The sequence below is a fragment of the Mesobacillus subterraneus genome (genome assembly GCF_023715485.1).
GTDB classification, from domain to species: Bacteria; Bacillota; Bacilli; order Bacillales; family Cytobacillaceae; genus Mesobacillus; species Mesobacillus subterraneus_B.
Genome location: NZ_JAMBOF010000011.1, coordinates 89,123 through 100,341, shown reverse-complemented (window position 1 = coordinate 100,341; position 11,219 = coordinate 89,123). Strand labels below are relative to the sequence as shown.

Here is an 11,219-nt window from a genome sequence, read left to right as displayed (position 1 = left end):
AAGGTGGTTTTTATAGTGATTGTGCTTTATGAATCAAGCTGATAGCCCATTTTTTTTGGGCATCAAGCATCTCTAAGAAGTTTCTGAACCAAGAATGTAATAAAATACTAAGCAGATTTGATAGCAACTAAGTTTAAGAAGTTAGAGCTTTCCTGAACAATAAAAAGAGCGTGAATCTCAAATTCACGCTCTTTCACATTATTAAATTAGTCTTCCATCGTAGACAAGTCACCAGTAGGAAGATCTAGCTCCCACGCCTTCAATACACGGCGCATGATTTTACCGCTTCGTGTTTTCGGAAGCTTGTCGCGGAATTCGATTTCACGCGGAGCTGCATGTGCTGCAAGGCCTTTTTTAACAAATTGGCGAATCTCTTCGATCAATTCGTCTGATTGCTCATAGCCATCACGCAATGCGATAAATGCCTTGATGATTTCTCCGCGGACCGGATCCGGCTTGCCGATGACGCCCGCTTCAGCAACTGCAGGGTGTTCAACAAGCTTACTTTCTACTTCAAAAGGTCCGACACGTTCTCCGGAAGTCATGATGACATCATCAATCCTTCCCTGGAACCAGAAGTAGCCGTCTTCATCCATATACGCTGAGTCCCCGGAAACATACCAGTCGCCAGGCATAAAGTATGAGTCATATTTTTGAGGGTTGTTCCAGATTGTATGCATCATTGACGGCCAGCCCTTTTTGATTGCCAAATTGCCCATTCTGTACGGAGGCAATTCATTGCCCTGGTCATCGACAATCGCCGCTTTTACTCCTGGAATCGGTTTGCCCATTGAACCCGGCTTGATTTCCATGCTTGGATAGTTACAAATCAGCTGTGCGCCAGTCTCTGTCATCCACCATGTATCATGGATGCGAAGGTGGAATACCTTCATACCCCATCTTACAACCTCAGGATTCAGCGGCTCACCAACACTCAAGATATGGCGTAGCGATTTGAGGTCAAACTTCTTCACGACTTCATCCCCTGCACCCATCAGCATCCTGAATGCAGTTGGGGCACTGTACCAGACAGTAACTCCGTACTCTTCGATCATCTTATACCATGTTTCTGGATTGAAACGGCCGCCAATAATGACATTAGACGTTCCAGCAAGCCACGGACCGAAAATCCCATATGAAGTACCTGTTACCCAGCCTGGATCGGCGGTGCACCAATATACATCATCTTCTTTAATGTCCAACACCCATTTCGCTGTCTGATAATGCTGAATCATAGCATTATGGACATGAAGAACGCCTTTTGGCTTTCCAGTTGAGCCAGATGTGTAATGTAAAATCAAACCATCATTGCGGTCCACCCACTCGATCGCAAGCTTGTTGCTTGCTTCGGAAAGCTTTTGTTTAAAGTCAATATACTGACCATTATCCTGCAAATTGTCTCCGACAAGCAGAATGTGTTTTAAATCAGGCAAGTCACTGACAGGAACCCTTTCCAATAGTTCCGGAGTCGTCACCAAAACCTTGGCCCCGCTGTCCTGCAGCCTGTCACGTACAGCACCTTCCATGAATGCTTCGAATAAAGGACCTACAATCGCACCTAGCTTGACCGCTCCGAGAACAGCAAAATACAATTCTGGAGAACGAGGCATAAAGATAAATACACGGTCACCTTTTTCTACATCAGCATAAGTCTTGAAGACATTTCCAGCCTTATTTGTCAGTTCCTTCATTTCTTTAAAAGTATACTTTTCTTTGCGGACACCGTCTTGATAGTACAGCGCGATTTTATTTTTCCTGAACCCATTTGCATGGCGGTCAATCGCCTCATATGCCATATTGACCCTGCCTGTTTCAGACCAGGAAAATTCCTTTTCAGCTTCACTCCAATCAAATTGGCTGTGAAGTTCTCGATAGTTTTTTAAATTATGATCCCCTTGCGTTACTGGTAGCGCTTCCACTTTCATGTATCCATCCCCCTAGTCTTTTATATTTAAAATTCATTATAGTATAAAAATTCGTTTTTCTCAATTTTTAAAATATTTATAGAATAAATTTTATCACAATAATGTTTTAAAAAATTCAGTGTTAGTCTTAACTGTTAATGTCCGTTTCAATCAACACAGTTTCTAAATACAATGACCTTGAAAACTGACTTAATTAAAACTCAATTTTAAACAAAACATCTATTTTAAATCAGAAAATTTTGTGAAAGCGCTTTTATCTGTTAGATTTTATGTATAATAGAATTGACGTTTGAAATGTTGACGGGTGGTGACTGAATGGAACATAAAAAGACTTATAACGCAAAAGAACTGAAAACTCCTCATGGCCGTTTGATCATTGAAGGCCCGATTTCCCCTGAAAAACTGGCAAGCTATGAATTTCATAAAGATTTGGTGGCATTCCGCCCTCCTGCCCAGCAGCATAAGGCTCTTGTCGAGATTGCCGGGCTGCCTGAAGGAAGAATCATCGTAGCTCGTTCAGGGCATATGATCGTCGGCTATGTTACTTACCTATATCCTGATCCGCTTGAAAGATGGTCAGAAGGCAAAATGGATGATTTGATAGAACTAGGCGCTATCGAAGTCATTCCTGAATTCCGCGGCAGCTCTGTCGGCAAGAACCTCTTGATTGTATCCATGATGGATGACGCGATGGAAGACTATATTACTATCACGACAGAGTATTACTGGCATTGGGATTTAAAAGGAACCGGCCTGAATGTTTGGGAATACCGCAAAGTGATGGAAAAAATGATGAATGCCGGCGGCCTTGTCTGGTACGCTACAGATGATCCAGAAATCAGCTCGCATCCTGCAAACTGTTTAATGGCGAGAATCGGAAAAAGAATCCCTCCAGAATCAGTGCAGAAATTCGACCAGCTGCGGTTTATGAACCGTTTCATGTATTGATTAAGCTTTTTCGTAAAATGGCTGAATCAGCCATTTTGATAAAAGTTTTACTTGAAAGATACCTCATCATTCAAGGAGGAAGGAAACATGATTGTCGAGGAAATTATGAAAAAGAATGTCACGACTCTTTTTCCTGAAGATACAATTACAGAAGCGATCAAGCTGATGGCAGATAAAAAGATCCGCCATATCCCGATCGTCAATAGTGAACATGCAGTCGTCGGCCTCGTTTCTGACCGCGATATTAAAGATGCCGCTCCATCGATTTTTCATTGGGATGAGCACAAGGATGAACTCGAGAAGCCTGTTAAATCCATAATGACGACAGATGTGATCACTGGACATCCTCTCGACTTTGTCGAGGAGATTTCTGCAGTATTTTACGAGCATAATATAAGCTGCCTGCCGATCATCAAGGATAAGAAGCTGGTTGGAATCGTATCCGAGACAGATCTTCTCCATACACTCGTCGAACTGACGGGTGCCCACCAGCCTGGATCGCAGATTGAAGTGAAGGTACCGAACAAAGCGGGAATGCTTTGTGAAATAGCATCTGTTATCAGCATGAGAAAAGCAAATATCCAAAGCGTGCTGGTATACCCTGACCAAAAGGATGAGCAATATAAAATCCTCGTCGTAAGAATTCAGACAATGAATCCGATCGCAGTAATCGAGGATCTCAAGAAAGCGGGACATAATGTGCTCTGGCCTAATCTTCCGGGGGTTTCAACATGAGCGACCGCTCTGTGTTTGTCTTTTCAGAAGAGCTGCTGAATTACCGCTTCAGCAGCCACCATCCTTTTAACCAGATGCGCTTGAAGCTTACTTTGGATTTGTTGAAAAAAATAGGCGCAATTGAAGAAAATCAAATAGTGGAGCCGCGGACGGCAACGGATGAAGAGTTATTCCTCGTCCACGATCCTAATTTTGTAAATGCTGTTAAGCTTGCTGGCCAGGGAAAGCTTAAGGGAGATTCAGCAGAAGGCTACGGACTGGGAACTGAAGACACACCGATTTTCGCCAATATGCATGAAGCAAGCGCGCTGCTCGTGGGCGGCACGCTGACTGCTGTAGATCATGTCATGACTGGTAAAGCTGAGCACGCCCTCCATCTTGGCGGCGGACTGCACCATGGTTTTCGGGGCAAGGCCTCTGGCTTCTGTATATATAATGACAGTTCAGTGGCAATAAAATATTTGCAGGAAAAATACAATGCACGAGTATTGTATGTTGATACAGATGCCCACCATGGCGACGGGGTGCAATGGTCTTTTTATGATGATCCTAATGTATGCACTTTATCGATTCATGAAACAGGACGTTATCTGTTTCCGGGAACAGGCAACGTGAATGAACGCGGACAGGGGAAAGGTTACGGATATTCCTTCAATATCCCCGTTGATGCCTTCACGGAAGATGATTCTTGGCTGGATGCTTATAAGAGTGCATTAACTGAAGTGGCCGAATTTTTCAAGCCTGATGTGATATTAACGCAAAACGGCGCCGATGCCCATTATCTGGATCCTCTGACCCATTTATCTGCAACGATGAGAATCTACCGAGAAATCCCGAAGCTAGCGCATGAAATTGCCCATAAATATTGCAGAGGAAAATGGATTGCCGTAGGCGGCGGAGGCTATGATATTTGGCGAGTTGTGCCCAGGGCATGGTCACTGATCTGGCTGGAAATGATTGAAAACTCAAACTTTTATGGCAGCTTACCACAGGATTGGATCAATGAATGGAAGGAAAAAGCACCGGTTGAACTGCCGAAGGAATGGGATGACCCAGAAAATTTATATCCACCCATCCCAAGGAAACCGGAAATCACCGAAAAGAATGCCCAGACAGTTGACAAGGCATTGTACCCAATTCGGTCGAGCAAAAAATCTGAGACTGTATAAGAAAAGCGCAAGTGCCTTGGTCAGCCCCTCGAGTCGCTGGAGCTGGACAATTCTCGAAGTGAATTTTATACTTGCTTACTTTGTAAAAAAGCCCCTTGCATCCGCTGCAAGGGGCTCGCTTATTACTTCGTTGATTTTCTGTTTTCGACTCGGTGTGGCAATACGACGATGTTCTCGTCTACTTTCTCTTTGTTCATATACTTTGTAAGCAAGCGCATAGCGACTGCACCGATATCATATAACGGCTGGACGATTGTTGTAAGCTGCGGACGCACCATTAAAGTCAGCCTAGTGTTATCTGAACTGATAACTTCGAAATCATCCGGCACGCTGTAGCCGCGGTCAAATGCCCCGTGGACAACTCCAAGGGCCATTTCATCGGAACCGACAAGGATAGCTGTCGGCTTTGTATCTAGCTCCAGGATCCTCTCAATGGCCTCAAGACCCGAGTCATACGTATAGTCTCCCTCGACGACAAGCTCTTCCTTATACTCAATTCCCGCATTGCTCAAGGCATTCTTGTAGCCTTCAAGCTTTTTATCTTTGTTGATTGGCTCGTGATGGGGCCCGATAACAAATGCGATTTCCTTATGCCCTTTTTCAATAAAAGCAGATACTGCATCAAAAGAGGCTTGCTCATAATCAATGTTGACAGATGGTATTTCACCAGATTCTTCAATTGAACCAGCCAGGACAATTGGTACCGGTGATTTTTTAAATTCTTCAACATGCTCAGCCTTAATATTGCCACCCATGAATACAATCCCGTCTACTTGCTTTCCAAGCATTGTATTAAGGAGGTGTAATTCCTTTTCAATATTCTGGTCAGAGTTACTTAAAATAATATTGTATTTATACATTGTAGCGATATCTTCGATTCCTCTTGCCAACTCCGCGAAAAACGGACTGGAGATATCAGGGATGATGACTCCGACAGTTGTCGTTTTCTTGCTAGCCAATCCGCGCGCAACCGCATTTGGGCGATAGCCAAGGCGGTCGATGACTTCCATTACTTTTTTCCTTGTAGCAGGCTTTACATTCGGGTTTCCATTGACAACACGTGAAACCGTTGCCATTGAAACGTTCGCTTCCCTTGCAACATCATATATTGTAATATTCATCTATTTCCACTCCTTCAGGTAATAAACGGCGATTTTCAATTAGTTTACAGCAAAAATTGCCACAATAATCATATTTTAAGTTTGTGATTATATGTACAAGTATAATTATGTTATTAATCATACGATATCCGCATCAATCCCGCAATGTGAACAACTTATTTTAACCACATTTTTATCTTAATTTCGACAGAACCATCACGAACAAAAAGCAAAAGCGCCTCGTTCAGCCCCGACAAACGCTGGAGCTGGATTAAGATTACCACATGTAGTATCCACAACTAAATAATTTTATGATTTCTTACACAAATAAAAAAACCTTCCTGCCAATTACAGGAAGGTTTAATCAATTTAGACTCTGACGAATGGAGTAGACTTTAGGCCATTCAAGAACTCATCGAACTGTTTCAAGTCCATCTGCTGGGCATTATCTGATAGTGCTACAGCTGGATCCGGGTGAACCTCTGCCATTACGCCATCAGCCCCAATGGCAAGTGCCGCCCTCGCTGCCGGAAGCAGCAAGTCCCTCCTGCCTGTGGAATGAGTGACATCTACCATTACCGGCAAATGCGTTTCTTTTTTCAGGATAGGTACTGCTGAAATATCGAGCGTGTTCCTTGTAGCTCTTTCATACGTACGGATTCCGCGCTCGCACAAGATGATCTGTCCATTGCCCTGTGCCATAATGTATTCAGCTGCGTTGATGAACTCTTCAATCGTCGCAGCAAGTCCACGTTTTAGCAAAATAGGTTTATTCACAGCGCCAGCGGCCTTAAGAAGTTCAAAGTTCTGCATATTGCGTGCACCGATTTGGATAACATCAAGATAGTCAACAGCTACTTCAATATCTGCAGGAGTAACGATTTCACTGATTACCGCCAAATCATATTCATCGGCAACTCTTTTTAAAATTTTCAGCCCTTCTAAACCAAGACCCTGGAAATCATAAGGTGAAGTTCTTGGCTTGTATGCACCGCCGCGAAGCAATTTAAAGCCCTTTGCTTTTACAGCTTCTGCTACAGTGGCCACCTGTTCATAGGATTCCACTGAACATGGCCCAAATACAAAATCAGGTGTTCCATCACCGATTCTCAATCCTTTTATATCAATAACAGTATCTTCAGGCTTTTTCTTCCTTGAAACAAGAAGTGCCTTGCGGTGGTCATCTGACTGCAGTTCAAGGCCTGCCTTAAAGATTTCCTTAAAGATATGTTCAACTGTCGTGCTTTCAAAAGGGCCCTTATTATTCTCCTTGATTAAATCAAGCATTTCCCTTTCACGTACGGGATCATAACGATAGACGCCCTGTGTTTCTTTTGCGCGGCCAATTTCCTGGACGAGCAGGGCTCTTTCATTAATTAATGATAAAAGCTCTAAATTCAATTCATCCACACGATTTCGAAGCTGGTCAAGATTTTTACTCATTTTCCGTCCCGTCCTTTCGGAATACATTTTAGCCCTAATACAGTAACTCATAAAGAGAAAAAGACCCTTACAGATGCTATACTGCCTCTATAAGAAATATACAATAGCCTGAATCTTCTTTATAGCAACAGCAATGTATGATACATTTTTTATATTAAGGGTAATTATAGCTGAAATAAAATAAGTTGTCACGCAATTTTCTTTAACAATTAAACGCTTTTAAGTAATAAAGCATCGTATGAGATCTTAAGTTAGAAGGTGCATTAATTTGCAGGCAAATGAAAAGCTGTTCGCTCTTGATATTGGAACCCGTTCTGTAGTGGGAATTATTCTCGAAGAATCGGAGGGCCGCCATGAGGTGATCGATATCCTTGTTCGTGAGCACAAGGATCGGTCGATGCTCGATGGCCAAATCCATGACGTATTATCTGTATCCGAAATCATTCGTGAAATAAAAGATGAGCTGGAAAAATCGCACGGAACGTTAACGAAAGTTTGCGTAGCCGCGGCAGGCCGCGCGTTAAAAACAGAACGCTCCAAGGCAGTTGTCGACATTGCCGGAAAGCCAATGTTCTCGAAGCAGGATATCCTCCACCTTGAACTGACTGCTGTACAGCTTGCTCAGGCTGCAGTAGCTGGAGAACGGAATAACGAAAACAGCCATCACTATTATTGTGTCGGATACTCTGTACTTTATTACCAGCTTGATGGAGAAGTAATCGGAAGTTTGATTGACCAGCGCGGGAACGAAGCGTCTGTTGAAATCATCGCGACCTTCCTCCCCAAGGTTGTTGTCGAATCACTGCTTTCGGCATTGGACCGTGCTGGACTTGAAATGGACGCTCTGACTTTAGAACCAATTGCCGCCATTAACGTATTGATTCCTGCTTCGATGAGAAGATTAAATGTTGCACTAGTGGATATAGGCGCAGGAACATCCGATATCGCCCTTACAGATACAGGAACAGTTATTGCTTATGGAATGGTCCCTGTTGCTGGTGATGAAATAACCGAGGCAGTAAGCGATGAATTCTTGCTCGACTTCCCTCTTGCTGAAAAAGCCAAGCGTGAACTGCATGAGCAGAATTCTATTAAAATCACTGATATCCTCGGTTTCGAAATAGAAGTAAGCAAGGAAGAAGCAATTTCACGCATTGCACCGGCGATTGAACGACTGGCAGATTCAATCGGTGATGAAATTTTAAGACTGAATAACTATAAATCTCCTAAAGCTGTCATGCTAGTAGGAGGAGGCAGTCTTACTCCTGAACTGCCCAAAAGGCTGGCAAACAAGCTGAATCTGCCAGAAAACAGGGCTGCGATTCGCGGTCTGGATGCTATTTCATCTGTATCCTTCGCAAGCCATATAGACAAAGGACCTGAATTGGTTACGCCAATTGGGATTGCGATTGCTGCCAAGCAGTCGCCTGTCCAGTACCATACAGTGTATGTCAACGGCCAGCCGGTCAGGCTGTTTGAAGTCAACAAACTGACTGTCGGCGATTGTCTCCTGGCTGCAGGCATCAAAATGAACAAACTTTATGGCAAACCAGGACTAGCCATGATTGTAAGCCTTAATGGAAAAAATGTAACGATCCCTGGCAAACACGGACAGCCGCCCACCTTGCTACGTAACGGTTCCCCCTGTACATTTGATGATGACGTGCATGGAGGAGATGAACTGACCGTACTCAAAGGTGAAGATGGAACAATAACCGAACTTACCTTTCAAGAATTGATAGGAGAGCTTCCCACAAAGGCAGTCATCATTAACGGCAGCCGATATGAAATTAGTGCAAGGATGACCTGCAACAGCAGACCAGTCCCAATGTCACAGGAAATACAGGACAGAGACGAAATCAGCTTTGAAATGCCCTACACAATAGAAGACTTATTAAAGGAACTAAAACTAGCAGAGATTCTTAATGAAGCCCGTCCATTTTACATAAAGCTTGATGGCAAGGAAATCCAGATTCCAGATTTCACCGGAAAGATTTATCTAAATGGCAGCGAAGTCAAACTCCAGCATCATTTTGATCATCTCGATGATATCCGTTTCGAAAATAGGCCAAAGCCAACGCTGGCAAAAGCTGCTGAATTCCTGAACCTTAAAGCATTCGAGTCGTTGCCGGTGTTTTTCAATGAACAACAATTCATGCTGGAAAAGGAGTCAATCCAATTTCACCGTAATGGCAGCAAACTTAATTCTAGTGATTTTCTATTGAATGGTGATGCCCTTACAACAAGACAAAAGGATGTAGAACCTTTTATCTTTCAAGATATTTTCAACTTTGCCCAAATTGAAATTCCTAAAGACAGCGGCAGGTTCACATTGCTGAAAAATGGAGCAAAAGCTGCCTTTGATGAGCAGCTCGCACCGGGAGATAAACTGAGTATTATCTTTGAAAATAAATAGCCAAAAATAAAAAACATCCGATTGGATGTTTTTTATTTAAGATTTTCTTCCTTTGCAGATGTCATTGCTTTTGCTGTAATTTTAAAATGCGATGCATGCCATGCCACATCGGAATTCACAAAGAGGATTGCCTGTGGTGACTCATGTTTGATGTGGAATTTTTCAGCTATATGGTTTGATAGATCACGGGAATCCTGGACAGTTAAAAAATACAGGTTTTCAATCCCAGTTTTCTCGAATTTCGCGTATTCATCATAGCCTGCCTGGCTAATCGGGCATGTCGTGCTGTGCTTCAGCATGAAGAAAGCTTCACCTGATTCTACAAGCTGATCAAATTGTTCAATCGAATCCATTTTTTGCATTCTGATACTCTCCTTTAAAAAAATAAACGGTGAAGTAATCTTATCACTTCACCGTTTGGATGACAAACTTACTGATTCAATTTGGTTTCAGTTTCATCGAAAGCTTTTTGTGTTTCTTCAAGCTTCTTCTGGATTTCTTCCCCAGTAGCAGTGTGCGTGTTTTCCATCGAGCTCGTTTCAGCCATAGAAGTAGGCACCTCTTGAAGTTCACCTTCTTCAACTTGTGAAGCCATTCCATTTTGATTCTTCATGTCCTTCACTTTGTTGACTAGCGTAGAAGACTGCTGAGATACAGTCTCTTTCAATCCGCCAGCCTTTTCCTTTGCTACCGATGCAAGGTCTATCCCCTTGCTCTTTAGTGTTGAAGTTTGCTCATTAAGCGTGCCTCTTAACTCTTTGCCAGACTTCGGCGCAAGCAATAATGCCGCTAAAGCACCTGCAAGTCCGCCAACGATCGCGCCAGTCACGAAATCCCTGGAATTATTGCTCTCCCTCGTAGTGCCGTTTAAGTCATACTGGTTCTGTTCTCGGTTCATCATTCTATCTCCACCTTTCTTTAATACCTAACTCGTTCACGCTGCCTGACTACCATCTGTTCGCCTTCCATCTGGTGGTCAATCTGTGCTGTTTTTTTTGTCTTCCATTTGTCCTTTAATTCAAGGAACACGTTGCTCCATTGAACAACCTGGGAAATCTTATCCTTATTTTTGTCGATCTGGAGATCAACCATTGTTTGTACATTATGGATTGACTGGTTGAATCTTTGAACAGTATTCCCTACATCCTTCACAGCATTAACGACACTGTTCAGGCTTTCAGATTTTCTGGAAATATCATCTGCCAAATTGTTCGTCTTGTGCAGAAGCTCTGTTGTTTCACGAGTGACTCCATCCAACTGCTTTTCCAGGCCATCAAGTGTACCTGATACACTGTCTAAAGTTGTTTGTAAGGATTTCAGTGTTTTTGATAAAGAGATTACCAACACTAAAAATGCAATTGCTATAACAGCAACACTTAGATACAAAATAATTTCCACTGTTTATACACCTCCGTTAGCATATGTACATTTTACCCCGACTAAAGCGACGTAAACCATCTTGTCCAATAAGTATTTCAATATC

The 11,219-nt window shown here is 42.9% G+C and carries 10 protein-coding genes; 4 read left to right on the top strand and 6 right to left on the bottom strand.

The annotated features are described in order from the left end of the window. Positions 1-206: 206 nt before the first annotated feature. Positions 207-1,925 (bottom strand): acetate--CoA ligase, encoded by a 1,719-nt coding sequence (gene acsA, locus M3204_RS16380; RefSeq protein WP_251484050.1) that lies wholly within the window; start codon positions 1,923-1,925, stop codon positions 207-209. A gap of 315 nt (positions 1,926-2,240) precedes the next feature. Here acsA and M3204_RS16375 point away from each other — a divergent pair, with 315 nt between their 5' ends. From M3204_RS16375 to M3204_RS16365, 3 genes are all read left to right on the top strand, one after another. Continuing rightward, positions 2,241-2,873 (top strand): GNAT family N-acetyltransferase, encoded by a 633-nt coding sequence (locus M3204_RS16375; protein WP_251484047.1) that lies wholly within the window; start codon positions 2,241-2,243, stop codon positions 2,871-2,873. Positions 2,874-2,960: 87 nt separating this feature from the next. Continuing rightward, entirely contained in the window at positions 2,961-3,608 is a 648-nt protein-coding gene (locus M3204_RS16370) for an acetoin utilization AcuB family protein (protein ID WP_251484044.1), read from the top strand. Next, entirely contained in the window at positions 3,605-4,777 is a 1,173-nt protein-coding gene (locus tag M3204_RS16365; RefSeq protein WP_251484041.1) for an acetoin utilization protein AcuC, read from the top strand. Before M3204_RS16370 ends, M3204_RS16365 begins: the two co-directional genes overlap by 4 nt. A 122-nt stretch (positions 4,778-4,899) precedes the next feature. Here the strand turns inward: M3204_RS16365 and ccpA are convergent, their stop codons facing one another. Together ccpA and M3204_RS16355 are read right to left on the bottom strand one after the other, a co-directional pair. Beyond that, positions 4,900-5,898: a catabolite control protein A gene (ccpA, locus tag M3204_RS16360; protein WP_251484038.1), complete on the bottom strand. Its 999-nt coding sequence runs from the start codon at positions 5,896-5,898 to the stop codon at positions 4,900-4,902. Positions 5,899-6,246: 348 nt separating this feature from the next. Continuing rightward, complete coding sequence (locus M3204_RS16355) at positions 6,247-7,320, bottom strand: bifunctional 3-deoxy-7-phosphoheptulonate synthase/chorismate mutase (protein WP_251484016.1); 1,074 nt, start codon at positions 7,318-7,320, stop codon at positions 6,247-6,249. A 268-nt stretch (positions 7,321-7,588) separates the two neighbouring features. Between M3204_RS16355 and M3204_RS16350 the strand changes: the two genes are divergently transcribed. Next, positions 7,589-9,736, top strand: a complete 2,148-nt coding sequence (locus M3204_RS16350) for a cell division FtsA domain-containing protein (RefSeq protein WP_251484003.1) — start codon at positions 7,589-7,591, stop codon at positions 9,734-9,736. Between the two features lie 32 nt (positions 9,737-9,768). Here the strand turns inward: M3204_RS16350 and ytxJ are convergent, their stop codons facing one another. The 3 genes from ytxJ to M3204_RS16335 all read right to left on the bottom strand — a co-directional run bounded on the left by ytxJ (position 9,769) and on the right by M3204_RS16335 (position 11,134). Then, positions 9,769-10,098 carry a bacillithiol system redox-active protein YtxJ gene (gene ytxJ, locus M3204_RS16345; RefSeq protein WP_251484000.1) on the bottom strand — a complete coding sequence of 110 codons (330 nt, stop codon included), beginning with the start codon at positions 10,096-10,098 and terminating at the stop codon, positions 9,769-9,771. A gap of 68 nt (positions 10,099-10,166) precedes the next feature. Further along, positions 10,167-10,637, bottom strand: coding sequence for a YtxH domain-containing protein (locus M3204_RS16340; protein ID WP_251483985.1), 471 nt, complete (start codon positions 10,635-10,637; stop codon positions 10,167-10,169). Between the two features lie 17 nt (positions 10,638-10,654). Then, the gene (locus M3204_RS16335) at positions 10,655-11,134 is read right to left on the bottom strand and encodes a DUF948 domain-containing protein (RefSeq protein WP_251483983.1); all 480 of its coding nucleotides are present in this window, start codon (positions 11,132-11,134) and stop codon (positions 10,655-10,657) included. Between the last annotated feature and the right edge of the window lie 85 nt (positions 11,135-11,219).